The sequence below is a fragment of the Sphingobacterium sp. B29 genome (genome assembly GCF_001952815.1).
GTDB lineage: Bacteria > Bacteroidota > Bacteroidia > Sphingobacteriales > Sphingobacteriaceae > Sphingobacterium > Sphingobacterium siyangense.
On sequence record NZ_CP019158.1, the window covers coordinates 5,532,122 to 5,551,242 of the forward strand.

At 40.1% G+C, this 19,121-nt stretch carries 16 protein-coding genes and 1 other RNA gene; 10 read left to right on the forward strand and 7 right to left on the reverse strand.

What is annotated here, in order from left to right; genetic code table 11:
* Nucleotide 1: 1 nt before the first annotated feature.
* The gene (fbaA, locus tag BV902_RS23770) at nt 2-1,081 is read right to left on the reverse strand and encodes a class II fructose-bisphosphate aldolase (protein ID WP_046672381.1); all 1,080 of its coding nucleotides are present in this window, start codon (nt 1,079-1,081) and stop codon (nt 2-4) included.
* A gap of 390 nt (nt 1,082-1,471) precedes the next feature.
* On the opposite strand from fbaA, the gene BV902_RS23775 reads away from it, so the two are divergent.
* The 6 genes from BV902_RS23775 to BV902_RS23800 all read left to right on the forward strand — a co-directional run bounded on the left by BV902_RS23775 (nt 1,472) and on the right by BV902_RS23800 (nt 7,487).
* Nucleotides 1,472-1,762: an ArsC/Spx/MgsR family protein gene (locus BV902_RS23775; RefSeq protein ID WP_335682251.1), complete on the forward strand. Its 291-nt coding sequence runs from the start codon at nt 1,472-1,474 to the stop codon at nt 1,760-1,762.
* Between the two features lie 169 nt (nt 1,763-1,931).
* Nucleotides 1,932-3,878 carry a M1 family metallopeptidase gene (locus BV902_RS23780; protein WP_237241809.1) on the forward strand — a complete coding sequence of 649 codons (1,947 nt, stop codon included), beginning with the start codon at nt 1,932-1,934 and terminating at the stop codon, nt 3,876-3,878.
* A 121-nt stretch (nt 3,879-3,999) separates the two neighbouring features.
* On the forward strand, nt 4,000-4,686 hold the full coding sequence (locus tag BV902_RS23785) for a carboxypeptidase-like regulatory domain-containing protein (protein ID WP_075994047.1): 687 nt from the start codon (nt 4,000-4,002) through the stop codon (nt 4,684-4,686).
* Nucleotides 4,687-4,801: 115 nt separating this feature from the next.
* On the forward strand, nt 4,802-5,215 hold the full coding sequence (locus tag BV902_RS23790) for an Rrf2 family transcriptional regulator (protein WP_075994048.1): 414 nt from the start codon (nt 4,802-4,804) through the stop codon (nt 5,213-5,215).
* A gap of 7 nt (nt 5,216-5,222) precedes the next feature.
* Entirely contained in the window at nt 5,223-5,870 is a 648-nt protein-coding gene (locus BV902_RS23795; RefSeq protein ID WP_075994049.1) for an NAD(P)-dependent oxidoreductase, read from the forward strand.
* Nucleotides 5,871-6,002: 132 nt separating this feature from the next.
* Nucleotides 6,003-7,487: an amino acid permease gene (locus tag BV902_RS23800; protein ID WP_075994050.1), complete on the forward strand. Its 1,485-nt coding sequence runs from the start codon at nt 6,003-6,005 to the stop codon at nt 7,485-7,487.
* Nucleotides 7,488-7,552: 65 nt separating this feature from the next.
* On the opposite strand, the gene BV902_RS23805 is transcribed toward BV902_RS23800, so the two are convergent.
* Nucleotides 7,553-8,095 (reverse strand): DUF1543 domain-containing protein, encoded by a 543-nt coding sequence (locus BV902_RS23805; RefSeq protein WP_198385983.1) that lies wholly within the window; start codon nt 8,093-8,095, stop codon nt 7,553-7,555.
* A gap of 154 nt (nt 8,096-8,249) precedes the next feature.
* Between BV902_RS23805 and BV902_RS23810 the strand changes: the two genes are divergently transcribed.
* On the forward strand, nt 8,250-9,119 hold the full coding sequence (locus BV902_RS23810) for a serine hydrolase (RefSeq protein ID WP_075994051.1): 870 nt from the start codon (nt 8,250-8,252) through the stop codon (nt 9,117-9,119).
* Between the two features lie 94 nt (nt 9,120-9,213).
* Here the strand turns inward: BV902_RS23810 and BV902_RS23815 are convergent, their stop codons facing one another.
* The 4 genes from BV902_RS23815 to BV902_RS23830 form a co-directional block, all read right to left on the reverse strand.
* Nucleotides 9,214-9,711, reverse strand: a complete 498-nt coding sequence (locus BV902_RS23815; RefSeq protein ID WP_075994052.1) for a hypothetical protein — start codon at nt 9,709-9,711, stop codon at nt 9,214-9,216.
* A gap of 132 nt (nt 9,712-9,843) precedes the next feature.
* The gene (locus BV902_RS23820) at nt 9,844-10,731 is read right to left on the reverse strand and encodes a bifunctional 5,10-methylenetetrahydrofolate dehydrogenase/5,10-methenyltetrahydrofolate cyclohydrolase (protein ID WP_075994053.1); all 888 of its coding nucleotides are present in this window, start codon (nt 10,729-10,731) and stop codon (nt 9,844-9,846) included.
* Nucleotides 10,732-10,795: 64 nt separating this feature from the next.
* The gene (gene lepA, locus BV902_RS23825) at nt 10,796-12,586 is read right to left on the reverse strand and encodes a translation elongation factor 4 (protein WP_046672392.1); all 1,791 of its coding nucleotides are present in this window, start codon (nt 12,584-12,586) and stop codon (nt 10,796-10,798) included.
* Nucleotides 12,587-12,730: 144 nt separating this feature from the next.
* Nucleotides 12,731-13,720 carry a cation diffusion facilitator family transporter gene (locus tag BV902_RS23830; protein WP_075994054.1) on the reverse strand — a complete coding sequence of 330 codons (990 nt, stop codon included), beginning with the start codon at nt 13,718-13,720 and terminating at the stop codon, nt 12,731-12,733.
* Between the two features lie 267 nt (nt 13,721-13,987).
* Here BV902_RS23830 and BV902_RS23835 point away from each other — a divergent pair, with 267 nt between their 5' ends.
* From BV902_RS23835 to ssrA, 3 genes are all read left to right on the forward strand, one after another.
* Nucleotides 13,988-15,193 carry a pyridoxal phosphate-dependent aminotransferase gene (locus tag BV902_RS23835; protein WP_232475608.1) on the forward strand — a complete coding sequence of 402 codons (1,206 nt, stop codon included), beginning with the start codon at nt 13,988-13,990 and terminating at the stop codon, nt 15,191-15,193.
* Nucleotides 15,194-15,365: 172 nt separating this feature from the next.
* Nucleotides 15,366-17,396: a M3 family metallopeptidase gene (locus BV902_RS23840; RefSeq protein WP_075994056.1), complete on the forward strand. Its 2,031-nt coding sequence runs from the start codon at nt 15,366-15,368 to the stop codon at nt 17,394-17,396.
* Between the two features lie 255 nt (nt 17,397-17,651).
* Nucleotides 17,652-18,019: a transfer-messenger RNA gene (gene ssrA, locus BV902_RS23845) on the forward strand.
* 34 nt (nt 18,020-18,053) lie between these two features.
* On the opposite strand, the gene BV902_RS23850 is transcribed toward ssrA, so the two are convergent.
* A complete protein-coding gene (locus tag BV902_RS23850) occupies nt 18,054-19,085 on the reverse strand; it encodes a glycoside hydrolase family 18 protein (RefSeq protein WP_075994057.1) in 1,032 nt (343 codons plus the stop codon).
* Nucleotides 19,086-19,121 lie beyond the last annotated feature (36 nt).

A 19,121-nucleotide genomic window follows, 5' to 3' on the forward strand; every position in this document is an offset into this window, starting at 1 on the left:
CTTATAGTTTGCTATTAACGTCTACTGCATTCAAATCAGCGAATGCTTCTTTCAGACGAGCAACAAAAGTTTCTTCACCTTTACGTAACCAAACGCGTGGATCGTAATATTTTTTATTTGGAGAATCAGCTCCTTCTGGATTACCGATCTGACCTTGCAAATAATCATGGTTTTTCGCTTCATAAGCTCTTACACCATCCCAGAAAGCCCATTGCATATCCGTATCAATGTTCATTTTGATCGCACCGTATGAAATCGCTTCTGCAATTTCTTCCGGAGAAGAACCAGAACCACCGTGGAATACGAAGTTTACGGGCTTCTCAGCAGTAAGATTATATTTCTCACGAATATATTCTTGAGAATTATGTAATATAACTGGTTGCAATTTCACATTACCTGGTTTGTAAACACCATGAACATTACCAAATGCAGCTGCCACTGTAAATTTGTCAGATACTTTAGACAATTCTTCAAAAGCATAGGCAACCTCTTCCGGTTGGGTATACAGTTTTGAACTATCCACATCCGAGTTGTCAACACCGTCTTCTTCACCACCTGTAACCCCCAGCTCGATCTCCACAGTCATACCAAGTGGTTTCATACGTGCTAAGTATTTAGCTGAAATCTCAATATTTTCTTCAATTGGTTCTTCCGATAAATCCAACATGTGAGAAGAGAACAATGGTTTTCCATGTTGCGCAAAGAATTTCTCGCCAGCGTCCAACAAACCGTCGATCCAAGGTAAAAGTTTCTTAGCTGCGTGATCTGTATGCAGAATAACTGCTACACCATAATGCTCAGCTAATAAATGAACATGTTGTGCTGCAGATACCGCTCCCAATACGCAAGCTTGTAAATTATCGTTGTTCAAGGTTTTACCAGCGTAGAATTGCGCTCCACCATTTGACAATTGAATAATTACAGGAGAATTTACTGCTTTCGCAGTTTCCATAACCGCATTGATAGAGTTTGTTCCGATAATGTTTACCGCAGGCAAAGCAAACTTATGTTTCTTCGCAACCTCAAACAACTCTTGTACTTGATCTCCTGTCAATACACCTTTAAAATCTTTTAGGCTCATATTTCTGTTATTGATTTATTTTAATCTTTCATTAAACTTGAAGCTACTAAATTATTAAAAATTATTATTACTTCCTAATTTTTATAGTGTACTAAATACACTATCATTTCACATGGGATATAGAATCTTAACAAATCATAAAACCCTGATTGTTCAATTGAAAAGGAACTTTCCGGTTGCTCTTTTTTCAATGGCATTGATTTTTCAATGGCATTGACAACAACATATCCACAATTATCCTTAAATCACAGATAAGACACCATAGAAATATGAATTATTTTAAAAATTGTATCGGGATTGATTAAATTTGGATTCACCAAATTGTCACTATTATGCTACAGGTATACGGTATCAAAAATTGTAACACAGTAAAAAAAAGCACTTACATGGTTGGAAGACAATAATGTTCCCTTTCAATTTCATGACTTCAAAAAAGAAGGCGTCAGTGTGGATAAATTAAAAGAATGGGAAACACAGGTAGACTGGCAGGCTCTAGTGAATAAAAAGGGAACTACATGGAAAAAGTTATCTCCGGAAACTCAAGAGCAAGTCATTGACAGTGATAGTGCCAATAAAGTACTTCAGGAAAATACAAGTATGATTAAACGTCCTGTTATTGAATACAACAAAGGTATATTACTCGGTTTTAATGAAGCAGAGTACGTAACAAATTTAAAATAGTTCCACAATGCTTCCCGGAATGGAGGTTCTAAAAAGCCTCCAATTATCCAAAATAAACCTTTAAGGTCACTTTCTATCCCTTTTATTATAAGACGTCGTTTGCGTTTTTTTTGGCTCAATGTACTTTTCATTGTATATTGGAGCAAATAAACATAATTTAAGTAGACGTATGATGAAAAGAATTGCACTGGCTTCTTTAAGCCTTGTTGCGTTGAGCTATGCTTATCCGGCCTTTGCACAGGAGAAAACATCCAATTACAGCTATACAGAGGCCTTTGCACCCTTGTTTTTTAAAAATAATGGCAATGAATATCGTTCCGCAGCCGGAAAACCGGGCCCTGCCTACTGGCAAAATGCAGCCGACTATAAGATTCAGGCTTCCCTGAACGATCAAAATGATCAAATTACAGGATCTGTCGAGATTACCTATAGCAACAATAGTCCAGACAATATGAACTATCTGTGGTTACAATTAGATCAAAATATGTTTTCACAACATGGCCGCGGTCAATTGATCTCCCCCTTGACCAACAGCCGTTACGGTGATGGCAACTCAACTTTTGATGGTGGATATCAGATACAATCTGTTACGGATGTAAACGGAAATACGATCGAACATATTATTAACGATACCCGCATGCAGCTTCGACTTCCTGCTGCGTTAAAGAGCAAGGGCGGAAAAATAACGTTTAAGATTAAATACCAATACACAGTTCCTAAATACGGTGCGGACCGTACAGGTATACTTGACACAAAAAACGGAAAAATCTATGCCATTGCACAATGGTTCCCAAGACTGTGTGTCTATGACGACATTAGAGGTTGGAATACCCTTCCTTATACAGGACCGGGAGAATTCTATCGTGAATTCGGAAATTACCAGGTTGAGATCACTACCCCGGCAAACCACATGGTTGTATTGGGTGGTGAATTGTTAAACCCACAGGAAGTATTTACAGCTGAGCAACTCAAGCGATATCAACAGGCACAACGCAGCGACGAAACCGTGATCATCCGCTCCGCCGAAGAAGTTAACGCAAAAAACTCCAGGCCCGACAAGAAAACCTTAACCTGGAAATATCAACTTAATAATGCCCAAGACATTGCCTGGGCGTCCTCTACGGCATTTATATTAGATGGCGCGAAGATCAATCTACCGAGTGGAAAAAAATCCCTCGCTTTGTCTGCCTATCCAATTGAAAGTAACAGTAACAATGCCTGGGAACGCTCGACAGAATACACCAAAGCCGCAATTGAAATCTATTCAAAAAGCTGGTTTGAGTATCCTTACCCTGTAGCGGTCAATGTAGCCTCCAATGTCGGTGGAATGGAATATCCAGCCTTGTCGTTCTGTGGCAATCAGGCCAAAGCAGGATCTCTTTGGGGTGTTACCAACCACGAGTTTGGTCACAATTGGTTCCCAATGATTGTCGCATCCAACGAACGTGAACATGGATGGATGGATGAAGGGTTCAATACATTTATTAACGAACTCGCAACAAAAGAATTCAACAATGGCGAATATTACCGTAATCAGGCGAGCAGATCGTACATCTTTACTGCCCGTAATCTTGAACCGATCATGAGTACCCCGCAAAACATGAAAGAACGTAATATTGGTGCTTTGGTCTACTATAAGCCAGCTTATGGACTGAAATTATTGCGAAACGAAATCATCGGTCCTGAGCGCTTCGATTACGCTTTTAAAAAATATATCCAAGAATGGGCTTACAAACACCCTACTCCGGAGGATTTCTTCAAAGCTATTGAAAATGGTGCTGGTGAAAACCTAAACTGGTTCTGGCGCGGGTGGTTTGTCAACAACTGGCAAATGGACCAAGGTATAAAATCAGTATCCTATGTCAACAACGAGCCAAAATTTGGCGCACTTGTCACCGTGGAAAATCTCGAAAAATTACCGATGCCAGTTATTGTTGAAGCTACAACCGTATCGGGCAAGAAGATTCGAAAAAAACTACCCGTGGAAATCTGGGAAAGAAACGACGTATGGCAATTTAAAATTCCGACCACAGAGCCACTGCAATCTGTACAGTTAGATCCTGACATGGTCATGCCGGACAAGAACCCAGACAATAATTCGTGGAAAGCAAATTAGCAGATTTTCAAAATCTATTCGTTATTTTTGGCTAGAGAACGCTCATGAACGTACGGCGTAAACAAAACGGCAAATACCCGGTTCATTCATAGATTGAAAATACATAACTATATTTATTCACATGAAAATCTTACAAACGATTCTAAGCTGCTTACTTATTACACTAATGAGTGGACATCTTGTTGCACAGGAAAAAACCAAGGGGATTATTATGGAACTTGTCAGCGGTGAGAAAATTGAGGCTGCACAAATTCAAAATTTAAGAACCAAGGCTGAAGTACAGACCAATAGAGATGGCTCCTTTGCAATTGACGCCAATGTTAACGACCTCTTGTTAATCAAAGCTGTGGGATATGAACAAGATACTGTTTTCATTTATGATACGAGCTTACGCAGAATCTATTTGAACAGAATGAATAATGTTATCGAACTCAGTGAAGTTGTCGTAGAAAGGATGACAGACAGTAGACTTGCTGCTGAAATCCAGCGCGAGAAGACTTTAGGAAAGTATTCCGACGCAAGTCAAAACCGCGGCGGAGTACGAATTTCTCCAAGCCGTATATTTAGCAAAGAGGGAAAACAAGCACGTTCAAATTATAAACTCTTAGTCGATGAACGTGAGAAAAGAGCAGTTGATCGCAAATTCACCGAAAATCTGATCAAAGAATTGACTCCACTCAATGGTTCGGATCTAGCCCTGTTTAAGGAAAGATTTAGACCTTCCTATAAATTTATTCAAAACAGCAGCCAAGAGACTCTGAAAGTCTATATCATGGATAGCTATAAAAAATTTAACGAGAAAAAATAAAAAACAAACACTTTTATCACGTGATTGTCAGAAGGTTTTAAACTGTAATAATTTTTATTTCAGTTTAAAACCTTTTCTGTTACTTTGTGTTATAATTTAGAAAAATCAGCAGAGGATGTTACACAACTTGAGGTTCGCAACAGCATTACACATTATGGTTCTGGCACAGTTAGAAGAGTCAAATCAATGGCTTTCTTCTGAATATATCGCGTCAAGCATCCAAGTCAATGCAAGTGTGGTTCGCAAAGAAATTGCATCTCTCAAAACAGCATCTTTACTAACGAGTAAAGAAGGTAAGGGCGGCGGTATTCGCATAAATCCCGAAAATCCAACGATTACCTTGGCTGATATTTATATCAGCACCAAGCAAACCGATTTCGGTGGGAAATTTAACAGTCCCAATCCGGCCTGTATTGTGGGCAAAAATATCAACTCCAAACTCCAGGATCTGTATCAGGAAGTCGACACTGATATTGTACAGCGTTTGGAAAAGATAATCCTGTCTGATTTTAGCAAAACATTTAATTAAAGGAAGCATGAAAGTAGCAGTAATTGGATCCACAGGATATGTAGGATCTCATCTCGTAAAAGAATTGGTAGACCGTAACTATGACGTAGTCGCCATCGCCCGCCACATCGAAAATATTCCATCGAGTGAAAAAGTAACCAAACTCCAAGTAGATATCAATGATAATAATCAATTGGTTTCTGCCCTAAAAGGTGTTGATGTTGTTGTTTCGGCTTTCAATGCCGGATGGACCAACCCTAATCTTTATGAGGATTTTACAAAAGGTGCATTGGCCATCCAACAGGCTGTTAAAGATGCCGGTATCAATCGTTTCATTGTTATTGGTGGTGCAGGAAGTTTATTGATTGATGGAAATAGACTGGTCGATTCACCGGATTTTCCCAAAGAAATTAAACCTGGGGCATTAGCTGCAGCAGATTATCTGAATACCATCCAGAAAGAAGATCAACTTACCTGGACCATGTTTAGTCCCGCTATAGAAATGAATTCCCATGCTGGTGGAACACGTACCGGAAAATACCGCACAGGCCTTGATGCTCCTGTATTTGATCAGGAAGGTCGTTCTAGATTATCAGTAGAGGATCTTGCTGTAGCAATAGCAGACGAAATTGAGAATAAACAATTCCTCAATAAACGCTTTACAGCAGCGTATTAGTACCCAAACAAGCATTTGATTCAGATTTTATTACAAAAGGGAGGAGCAATCTTCCCTTTTTTCATTGAGATCATTTATATTTGACATTAATTAAACAATTGAAAAGCTAAATAATCGTAAAGAATTAATCCTATGCTATTTAAAAAATCGATTCCTCAACTCATTGCTGAAGCAAATGAAAATGGAGAACACACGCTAAAGAGGACACTGTCCAGCTCGGGCCTTATCGCCCTCGGTGTCGGGGCCATCATTGGGGCAGGACTTTTCTCCCTAACAGGGATTGCTGCTGCTGAAAATGCAGGGCCAGCTGTTATCCTATCTTTCATTATCGCAGCAGTAGGCTGTGGGTTCGCAGGTCTTTGTTATGCCGAATTTGCCTCTATGATTCCTGTTGCCGGAAGTGCTTACACATATTCCTACGCCACAATGGGTGAATTTGTCGCCTGGATTATCGGCTGGGATCTCGTCCTAGAATACGCACTGGCAGGAGCTACAGTAGCGGTCAGCTGGTCCCAATATTTCAACCAGCTCCTGATGATATTCCATATCCAGCTCCCCGATACCCTACTCAAAGGCCCTTGGGAAGGTGGAGTGGTCAACTTACCTGCTATCATTATTGTTTGTTTACTGTCGCTATTGCTCATGCGTGGTACACAGGAATCATCCCGTGTAAACAATATATTGGTTATCCTAAAAGTCGGTGTTGTATTGATTTTTATCGCCTTGGGATGGAGCTTTATCAATCCTGCAAACCACGATCCATTTATCCCTGTAAATGCAGGTGAAGAGCTTGTAAAAAGTGGACAACAAAGCTTCTGGTCATTTTTAAAGAGTGATGACTTCGGTCACTTTGGTATCAGTGGTGTATTGCGCGCTGCTGGGGTTGTCTTTTTTGCATTCATCGGCTTTGACGCAGTGAGTACAGCTGCCCAGGAAGCGAAAGATCCAAAAAAAGGTATGCCAATCGGTATCATCGGCTCGTTAATAATCTGTACACTTTTGTACGTTTTATTCTCTTACGTAATGACAGGCATCGAAAACTATACGATGTTCAAAGGTGACGCAAAACCTGTTGCGACAGCTTTTGCAAAAACTGGATATCATTTCTTAAATACAGCGTTGATTATTACGATTATTGCAGGATACACTTCAGTTATTCTCGTGATGTTACTTGGTCAGAGCCGCGTATTTTATTCGATGAGTAAAGATGGTTTGCTTCCAAAGATATTTTCAGACTTATCCAAAAGACAGACTCCTTGGAAAACAAATGCTATTTTCATGGTATTTGTAAGTATATTCGCAGGTTTCGTTCCAGTTTCTGACCTTGGCCATATGGTAAGTATTGGTACCCTATTTGCCTTCACTCTCGTATGTGTAGGTATTCTAGTACTGCGTAAAACAGATCCTAATTTGGAACGCCCATTTAAAACACCATTGGTTCCTTTCGTTCCAATCATGGGTATCTTGGTCTGTATTTTAATGATGGCTTCATTGCCAATTGAAAGCTGGGAGCGTTTAGCCGTCTGGCTTGCTATAGGCTTATTGATTTACTTTGTATACGGCAAAAAACATAGTGTCATTAGAAAACAACATCAGAACCAACAAAAGGTTGGTTAAACATAAAAAAGCTTCTTAATAAAGAAGCCTTTTTTATGTTTAAGAAATCCAATAACACATTCTTATTACAGCGCATTCAGTTTAAAATATCCATTCGCAATGGTATCTTCTTCTAGACCGATCTTTGGCGTAATTTGAATACTATACAGCTCTTTATCATGAGGTAATAGCAAATCTTCTATCTCATAAATATCATCAACATCCAAACCGTACTTATCATCGATATGTGCCGAACTGTGGTGCTTCCAAAAAACAGTGCGTTTTGCCTTTTCAGTCGCCTTGGCCAAACTAGATGCTACAATAAGTTCTTTGTAATGGAACTCGTCAAATTCATTCGGTTTGTAGCCACCTAAATTGACAAAAAACAACTTCAATTCCGAATCAATAGCCTGTTCATTCCCCCTTTCAGTAACCTTGATCTCATATTCCCCAATCTTATGGACAATACGGTACGCATCAATGTGAATTTTACCGTCAGCCTCTGGCCAAAAATCTTTAATGGGATCGACAAAATCCTTGAGCTCATTACCAATACCAAAGAAAATGTCATGCTGTTCTGTCCGTCTATTTTTCGGTTTACAACCGATCAAAATCATAAATAATTTCATAGTCAAAATCAGTCTTCAATGTCCGTGCTAGTATATCCAGTTTATTTTTCATCGATGTCTGTGCGTACGAATCATGGATATTTCATAACTTAAGCCCTATAAACAATAAAAATAACTATTATCCACCACATTTAACATATATTATATCTTCACAATGCACAAAATATTCCTATCATTTGCGTTACTATTCTCATCATTACTGTCCTTTGGTCAAAAAGCCGCTACCGATAAAAAACTCGAATCACAGATTAAACAGCTGATTCAGGGTTTTCAAGGCGATGTTGGCATTTATGTACACCATCTCAAAAAAAACAAAGAAGTCAACATCCAGGGCGACAGCATTTTCCCGACAGCAAGCATTGTCAAAATCCCCATTTTAGTCGGCATATTTGATAAAATTGAAAAAGGTGAACTACAACTTGATCAGCAACTGCTCTACCGTGCTAGTCAACGATATGGCGGCTCAGGGCTGATGCAATTTTTTAAGGACAGTACACAAGTTGATCTGAAAACCTTGGTTGCGCTTATGCTATCTTATAGTGATAATGTAACCAGCATTTGGAATCAAAAACTTGCGGGCGGAGGTGTCGCGATCAATAAATTAATGAGCGATCTTCAACTGGCCCACACACGTGTCAACTCACAGACAGAGGGACGGAAGCCGGATTGGGAAAGATATGGTTGGGGCCAAACTACACCAAAAGAAATGGCCGACTTGGTCACACGGATCCGACAAGGCAAAGTTGTATCCCAAAAATCTTCCGATCAGATGTATCGTTTTATGGGCAACATGTTCTATGATGAAAGAGGGCTATCGCAAATCCCATCCACTGTTAAAACAGCTTCAAAAACAGGCTCTTTAGATGACGTACGCAATGAGGTCATTTTGGTCAATGCGCCGAAAGGAGATTACGTTTTCAGTATTTTCACTAAGAACAATACGGATAAAAGCTGGGGAAAAACAAATGAAGCAGAGGTACTAACCCGTAAACTTTCCAAATTGTTATGGGATTACTACCAATAAGCTTATTTAAGCCAACGTTATAAAGATGTGATATAAAAAGGGGAGCACTCAAAAAAGTGCTCCCCTTTCCTATCGTTCAAATGAAATATGTCAACTAATTTTTCAACGCTTCACCTACATTTTTAGCTTTCCGACTAATATCGTCACCTACTTTTTTGGAAGCATCTTTTACATCTTTAGCAGCCTCCTTGGTTCCGGTAGCAACATCATTTGCAACTTTCTTCGTACCGTCAGCGACATCTTTTGCAGCGTCTTTTGTTTTATCAACAGCTGTATTTGTCGCATCTACTGTCGCATCTTTTGCATCTTTCAATCCCTCTTTTACATCCTCTCCAGCATTACGCAAAGCATCCTTGGTTTTCTCCCAAGCTGTGTTAGCTTCTTCAGAAGCAGCTCGAGCTTTTTCCTCGGCGGCTTTATCGCCTTTCGCGATAGCTTCATCCAAATCCTTTTTCGCTTGTTCTGCTTTCAAACGGGCATTTTCCTCCGCATTTTTTAAATCTGCGATTGCCGCATCTACATGCTCACCGACTGTTTTTGCCGAATCTGTCGCTGTAGTGTCTTTTTTCTCCGAATTGTTGCAAGAAGACATGACCAATGCTCCTGCTACGACTGCTAAAAGTGCAATTTTTTTTCATTATAAATTGATTTATGAGTGTAGTTTTCAACGGCTCATCAGAGCACGTATACATCAATTTACAACTTCTATGCCAATTAGACAAAATTATTGCTTCGGATAGATTGTTCCTTTCGCAGCTTCTAACGTATTTTTCAATAAACCCACGATTGTCATTAACCCAACTCCGCCCGGTACCGGTGTAATCCAGGATGCTTTAGGAGCAACATTTTCAAAATCGACATCACCAAATAGCTTAAAACCAGATTTTGTAGCTGTAGAAGTTTCTCTATTAATACCGACATCAATCACAACCGCACCGTCTTTAACCATATCTGCTGTAACAAAATTTTTCTTACCGATTGCTGCAACAATGATATCACCCCGCAAAACCTCTGTTTTAAGGTCTTTTGTGCGACTATGTGTTAATGTCACAGTACAATTACCTGGATTGGAATTACGAGCCAGTAAGATACTCATTGGCGATCCCACAATATTACTTCTTCCAACCACTACAGCGTGCTTGCCTGCTGTATCGATCTTATAATATTCCAACATCAACATAATACCATATGGCGTAGCTGGAATAAAACAAGGAAGATTACGTTGCATACGTCCCAGGTTGATCGGATGGAAACCATCAACATCTTTGCGGTAATCAATTGCTTCGGTAACTTTATCTGGATCAATATGTTTTGGTAAAGGCAACTGCACAATCAAACCATCGATAGACTCATCCTGATTGATTTCTTTGACCTTAGCGATCAATTCATCCTCTGTTATGTTTTCATCATAACGAATGTTTGTTGATTCAAAGCCGACCAGTTGACAGTTGCGCATTTTGCTAGCTACATAGGTTTCGCTACCACCATCATTCCCCACAAGGATAGCAACCAGATGAGGCTTACGGCCAGTCTGTGTCGTAAATTCAGCCGCATCTAACGCAATTTGCTCTTTAATTTTTTCGGAAACTAGTTTACCATCTAAAAGATTCATGTTTAGGAGATTTTATTGTATTTAAAAGGAGCCCAAGAGCTCCTTTATTATTGTGTTATTTTGATTAATCTAATTTCAATACCGCCATAAATGCAGATTGCGGAATCTCTACGTTCCCAACCTGACGCATGCGTTTCTTACCTTTCTTTTGTTTTTCCAAAAGCTTACGCTTCCGGGAGATATCACCACCATAACATTTTGCCGTAACATCTTTACGTAAAGCTGAGATCGTCTCCCGGGCAATAATCTTTGCACCGATTGACGCCTGGATACGAATTTCAAATTGTTGACGGGGTAACAGTTCTTTTAGTTTTTCACAGATCTTTTTACCAAAATCATACGCGTTGCTCCGATGTATCAACGATGACAAGGCATCTACAGGTTCATCGTTCAATCGAATATCCAGTTTTACCAAATCTGACTTGCGATAACCAATCTGGTGGTAATCAAATGAAGCGTAACCTTTAGAGATTGTTTTCAACTTATCATAAAAGTCAAATACAATTTCTCCCATTGGCATTTCAAAAACCAATTCAACACGATCTGAAGTCAAATAATGCTGGTTCATGATCGTACCGCGTTTTTGGATACAAAGTGACATAATTGGTCCAACGAAATCCGATTTCGTAATAATATTAGCTTTGATATATGGCTCTTCGATTGAATCCAATTTACTTGGATCAGGTAGATCAGAAGGATTATGTACGATCACTTCCTCTTTATCTTTGGTCATATAGGCCTTATAGGATACGTTGGGAACTGTCGTGATCACCGTCATATCAAACTCGCGCTCTAGGCGTTCTTGAATAATCTCCATGTGAAGCATACCCAAGAAACCACAACGGAAACCGAAACCCAAGGCTGCCGACGACTCTGGTTCAAACACCAAAGAAGCATCGTTTAGCTGCAAACGGTGCATCGATTCACGCAACTCCTCGTAATCCTCCGTATCTACAGGATAAATACCCGCAAAGACCATCGGTTTCACCTCTTCAAACCCTTGGATAGCCTCAGAACAAGGGCGATCTTTATGCGTAATGGTATCCCCTACTTTCACTTCACGTGCCTCCTTGATACCAGAGATAATATAACCTACATCACCGGTCTTAATGACTTCTTTAGGTACTTGATTCAACTTCAGTGTACCAATTTCATCGGCAAAATATTCTTTCCCAGTAGCAACAAATTTCACGCGGTCGCCCTTGCGGATTTCACCATTTTCAACTTTAAAATAAGCCATGATACCACGGAATGAGTTGAAAACAGAGTCAAAAATCAAGGCTTGCAAAGGTCCATCAGGATCACCAACTGGATGTGGAATACGGTCCACAATAGCCTCCAAAATATCCGGAACACCAAGACCTGTTTTACCAGATGCAGGAATAATCGCATCGCGGTCACCACCGATCAAATCCACAATCTGATCTTTGACTTCTTCAGGCATAGCACCAGGAAGGTCCATTTTGTTAAGAATTGGGATGATTTCCAAATCATGTTCCAACGCTAGGTATAAATTTGAAATCGTTTGCGCCTGAATACCTTGAGATGCATCAACGATCAACAAAGCGCCCTCGCAGGCAGCAATTGAACGCGACACCTCATAAGAAAAATCCACGTGTCCCGGGGTATCAATCAGGTTCAAGATATATTCCTGACCATCTCTTTTATAATTCATTTGGATGGCGTGACTCTTGATCGTAATACCACGTTCACGTTCCAAATCCATATTATCAAGTAATTGTGCCTGTGCCTCACGCTGACTGATGGTATTGGTATACTCTAAAAGGCGGTCTGCCAAAGTACTTTTGCCATGGTCAATATGCGCAATAATACAGAAATTACGAATGTGCTTCATATAGGATTTTTAAACTCTTTTGCTAAAAGGCAAAGATACCTTTTTTTATATATATTTATATAAACTAGCTTTTTTTTAGTTTACTATACGCGAAGAAATCAGACTAGACACTATTCCTACTAAGAACGGTAGAAACTGCATCCGCTATTCAGCAATAGCATATAAAAAATGTTTCTGATTTCGTGTAACATTGTCTGTGTCCCAAGAAATTCGTCCCCGAAATTGCTCCGAACGAATTGGACAATTGCCGACCTGACAATATTGGCAGCACTGTGGAAGACAAGGATCCGCATGAACGAAAAATTCGGTCCGTACCGACATTTCCTTATTGACAATCTTATCTACAGCAGAAATTTCATCATGCACCTGGATCAGGTCAAGGTAACGGGGTAGTGTGAGATGGCAATCCACATGGAGTTCGTTCCCATAGCGCTGTACACGAAGATTATGAACATCAATCCATTCATCTTTCCGATTGCGCTCCAAGATTTCGACTACATCCTGTACGAGCGCTGTATCCGATTCATCCATCAATCCACCGATCGATTGGCGAAGTAGCTTATAACCATTGAAGAGGATAAAAAGCCCCAGTACAATTGAAATGACCACATCGATCCATTGGAAACCTGTCAGTCTCATCAATAGTAAACCCAGTATCAATCCGACCGTACTATAGGCATCTACCTGCAGATGTTTTCCGTCCGCCACCAAGGTAATAGACCCCAATGCACGTCCACGCTTCATGATATAGAATCCTACTGCAAAATTTATCACAGATGTAATACCAATTAGATAAATCCCTTGTTCAAGGTGTGTTAACGCTGCAGGAAAGAAAAGATTGTAACAAGCCTTGGCTAAGATAATGGCGCCGGCGATAAAAATAAGTCCACCTTCTAAAAACACCGAAAAGAATTCCACTTTACCATGCCCGTAGGGATGATTCTCATCCTTAGGCTGCGCCGAAAGATAAATACTATAAAATGCAAAACCCGAAGCAATCACATTAACGATACTCTCTGCCGCATCTGTAAAGATTGCACTGGAGTCCGTTAAAAAGTAGGCAAAAAACTTCACAATCATCAAACCTATTCCCGTAAAAAGCGATAATAAAACCAATCTTCTTTGTCTTGACATGATGCTTATCTTCTATATGAAACCTTCTATGAGCTAATGATGAAATGAGGACTAGCCAGCATTTTTGTGAGCGCAAAGGTAAAGATATAACGACAAATCAGAACGATTAGTTTTGAACATCCAACATCAGGGATCAATTAAATAACTGTGCTAAATCGCTTCAACTGCCCTTTTATTAAAAAAGCCCAATAAAAGAGCTACTTTTCTTTGTAAATTCTCAAAAATAAAGAAGATTATTTGCAACGTATATAATATCTTTGTCTTACCATGAGCACATCATCATACTTATCAGACAGGATAAATAATTTGTCCGAATCGGCTACACTTAAAATGACCAAGTTGGGCCGCGAATTAGCAGCAAAAGGCGTTAATGTAATTAGCCTTAGCGTAGGTGAACCTGATTTCAACACCCCTGAGCATGTAAAAGATGCAGCGAAGAAAGCCCTAGATGAAAACTGGACGCGTTATTCGCCGGTACCGGGATACCCTGAATTGCGCCAGGCAATTGTAAACAAGTTGAAGACAGAAAACAATTTAGATTATGATATCTCTCAAATTGTTGTTTCTACAGGTGCGAAACAATCCCTGTCTAATGTAATTTTGACTTTGATCAACCCAGGTGATGAGGTAATTATCCCAACACCATATTGGGTATCATACTCCGAAATGGTCGTTTTAGCAGAAGGAAAATCGGTATTTATCAATACAGAGATCGACAATAACTTTAAGATTACACCAGCACAATTGGAGGCGGCAATTACACCAAAAACCAAATTGTTTATGTTCTCTTCGCCAAACAACCCTACAGGAACAGTTTACAGCAAAGATGAATTGGCTGCATTAGCCGAAGTTTTCGAAAAACATCCACAGGTATTTATCCTATCCGATGAAATCTACGAACATATCAACTTTGTAGACAAACACGAATCCATCGCACAATTTGAAAGCATCAAAGATAGAGTAATTATCATCAATGGCTTTTCAAAAGCATTTGCAATGACGGGATGGCGTTTAGGTTATATCGCTGCCAACAAAACCATTGCTGCCGCGAATGATAAATTACAAGGACAGACAACCTCAGGTACATGTTCAATTTCTCAACGTGCGGGTATCGTCGCTTATGAACAGGGATTAGAATCTGTCAACAAAATGAAAGAAGCTTTCGCTCGTCGTCGCCAATTGGTATACGATCTATTGACTGAAATCCCTGGCGTAAGAACAAATCTTCCAGAGGGTGCATTCTATTTCTTCCCAGAAATCTCTTCGTTCTTTGGTAAAAAAGACCAAGATGGTAATGTCATTAAAAACTCATCTGATTTGGCATTGTACTTATTGAATGTTGGTCACGTAGCTACAGTAGGTGGAGATTCATTCGGTAACGACAATTACATCCGCTTGTCTTATGCAGCCTCAGACGAAAGTTTGATCGAAGCTTTAAAAAGAATCAAAGAAGCATTAGGAAAACTGGCCTAATCTCCTATCCAAATATAAAAAAGAGCTCCTCTGAGCTCTTTTTTTATGCAGTTCTAATTTTCCTCCTAAATTTTCGGCACAGCCTAACCGCCTATTCGGTCAAATATCATCTCAGCCCCATAATTTAAGCAGATGTTATCGCTTAAAATAAATATTTATTACATTTACTCCTATGAGTATTTTAACAGAGAAATTTAAAACGCAGCACGACACGGCTCCGTTTTCACAGATAAAAAACGAAGATTATATTCCCGCATTTGATGAAGCTATTCAGAGGACAAAAGATGAAGTCGATGCTATCGTCAACAATCCCGAAACGGCAACTTTTGACAATACCATCGCTGCTATGTCCTACTCTGGACAGACACTAGATCGTTTGTCCAATATATTTTTCAATCTCCATTCCGCTGAAACCAATGCTGATCTCGAAAAGATCGCACAGGATGTCGCCCCAAAACTATCTGCTTTAGGTAATGATATCACCTTAAATTTCGATCTTTTCAAAAGGGTTAAGGCTGTATACGATCAGAAGGATCAACTGACATTGACAGCAGAGCAAACCACCTTATTGGAAAAATCCTATAAGGATTTTGTACGCAACGGCGCACTTTTAAATGATGAACAGAAAGAAAAGCTCCGCGAAATAGATGCTGAGCTATCACTTTTAAAATTGAAATTTGGAGAGAATGTCCTGGCCGAAACCAATGCCTATCAGCTGGTGGTAACAGACGAAAAAGATCTTGCCGGACTTCCAGAGGGTGCTGTAGAAGCTGCCCATGCTTTGGCTAAAGCCAACGAAAAAGAAGGCTGGCTTTTTACCCTGGATTTCCCGAGCTATCTTCCTTTTGTCACTTATGCCGACAATCGGGAACTTCGCAAAGAAATTACCCTCGCCGCAGGCCGTAAAGCTTTTCAGGACAACGAGCACAACAACGTGGGCAATGTCCTTAAAATTGTAAAACTGCGCTTCGAACGGGCCAAATTATTAGGCTACGCCACCCATGCAGACTTTGTCCTTGCCGAACGTATGGCGCAAAACCCAAGTAAAGTCACCGAATTCCTAAACGACCTCCTTGGAAAAGCGAAACCAGCAGCAGTGAAAGAATTTGCAGAATTATCCCAATTTGCAAAAAACATGCATGGCATAGACCAATTGGAAAAATGGGATGGTGCCTATTATGCCGAAAAGTTGAAACAAGAACGCTTTAATCTGGACGATGAAAAGCTCAAACCTTATTTCAAACTCGAAAATGTCTTACAAGGTGCATTTGAAGTAGCCCATCGCTTGTTTGGCATCAACTTCAAGGAAGTCGATACAATAGATACCTACCACGAAGAAGTACAAACATTTGAGGTCAGTAAAGACAACGGTGAATTAGTCGCTATCTTCTATGCCGATTTCTTCCCACGTAAAGGAAAGAGAAATGGGGCCTGGATGACATCTTTCAAACCACAGTACATTCAACAGGGTAAACAAGAACGTCCGCATGTCTCCATTGTTTGCAATTTTACGCGTCCTACAGCTTCAAAACCTTCGCTGTTGACCTTTCAGGAAGTGACCACATTATTTCACGAATTTGGACATGCCCTACATGGTATGCTAGCTGACAGCACTTATCCTACACTATCTGGAACCTCTGTATATTGGGATTTTGTCGAGTTACCGAGTCAGGTGATGGAAAACTGGTGCTACGAAAAAGAAGCTCTTGAGCTATTTGCCAAACACTATGAAACTGGCGAAGTGATCCCGATTGAACTTGTCGAAAAGATCCGCGAAAGCGCTTCATTTCTTGAGGGTATGGCAACAATGCGCCAATTGAGCTTTGGTCTATTGGATATGGGCTGGCATGGACAAGATCCAACAGCGATCTCGGATCTGAAAGCATTCGAAGATGAACAGTTTGCCTCAACAAAACTCTATCCCGATGTCAAGGAAAATGCCATGAGCACGGCCTTCTCCCATATTTTCAATGGCGGTTATTCTTCGGGCTATTACAGCTACAAATGGGCCGAAGTACTGGATGCCGATGCATTTGACTACTTTAAACAAAACGGCATTTTCAATCAGGAAATCGCAACCAAATTCAAGGATAATATTCTTTCAAAAGGTGGAACCGAACATCCAATGGTCCTTTACAAACGTTTCCGCGGACAAGAACCTTCGGTAGAACCTTTGTTGAAAAGAGCTGGATTGATCAAATAATTAGATTGATCAAATAATAAAAAAGCTGGATTTTATATCCAGCTTTTTTATTGGAAACATAAATCCATCAAGAACTTCCTCCCTATCAAAATCCCTGTAAAAGTAACAGAACACTCAGCCAATCAAATCAGGTTCGATTCTTAAGCTATTTTATTAAAGCATCATTTGTTTTCCATTCAGAACCAAAGCATTAAACAAGAATCGCACGTATCTTGCTGATTAAGCAAAAAAATTGTACCTTTGTAAGACATAATTGGGGTTGACCGGAATTGACAGGATGGAGACGGTTATGTAAGCATGTAGTGCGTTGTTAGTAGAGCACTTTAATCTGAACTTTCAGAATTATAACTGGCGAAGAAAACTACGCCTTAGCTGCTTAAGTTAGACTTAACATAGCTATTTGTCCCGTTAGATCCTGTTCTTTGGTTTAACATTCGGGGCATCGAACAATAGAACTGGCAAGTGTGATGTTGCTAAGCACTTGTGAGAAACAGCAACTACGGCGTACGGTATAGGTAAGCGACTCACCTTCCCTCGCTCGACAATTAAAGAGAAGCTAAACATGTAGAAAGCGTATACAGTACCATGACTGGACGAGAGTTCGAATCTCTCCAGCTCCACAAACAAAAAAGCCTAACTCACGTTAGGCTTTTTTGTTTATTCTAGAATACCTTTGTAGACGGCATCCCGTAAGATACCTCCTGCTGTATCTCCCGCGTATTCCCAGTACATCGCACCGAGTAGTCCTGTCGTGTGTACATAATCGCATTTAAGTGCAATCGATTCTGGCGTTTCATAAGTCAGTACAAAATCCCCTTTATCGTTGACAAGATAATGCGCTTTAGCCTCATCGTCCCATTTCTGCTCAAAGCCCTGCAGTGAAAGCAGATCTTTATAATCGATAAAACCCTTGACTTCAGTTTTATTGCCCCGACCATAGAATGGAATTCCCAGCACCAATTTTTCAACAGGCATACCGCCCTCGATATGGGCCTTAACGGCCTCCACACAAGTTGTATGTCCAGATAAAGGTGAACGGTGTAAACTCGCGTGATGATAAGGCGGATGACCCGAATCATAAGTCATGATATTCACAAAATCCACATCATTCTTAATCTTGTCAAAAGCAATATACTTACCGTTCGCAACAGAAGCCAAAGTCAACAGTTTCTTCTTACCAATAGCCTTGCGGATATCGTGCATGAGCAAGGTGAAATTCTCCGTATCCGCTAAAGAAGACGAGATCCCTGCAGAAGAATTCGTTGGATATTCCCAGTCGATATCAATACCATCAAGATTAAACTCCTTCATCACACGCCAGCAGTCTTTGGCAAACTTTTGCCGATTAGATTCATTAGCAGCCATTTCGCTAAACCGACCGCTTCCCCAGCCGCCAACGGACAGCAATACCTTGAGATGTGGATGTGTTTTCTTAAGATCCGTAATAGCCTTCAATCTAGATTCATTATCTATACGTAGGCCGTCAAAGCTGTCGCTGACATGTGCAAAGGCATAATTGATATGCGTCAGATAAGTCGGATCAGGCATCACTTTAGACCAGGAAGTGACATAGGCGATAACAACTTTTTTGTTTTTCGCTCGTGCACAACTTACACTAGGATACAACAATAAAGTCAATAACAGAACAGTGAAGGTCTGACCAAATATTGATTTCAATTTACATTCCATAATAGCTTTTTATTTTGTTTCTAGATGATATTGATC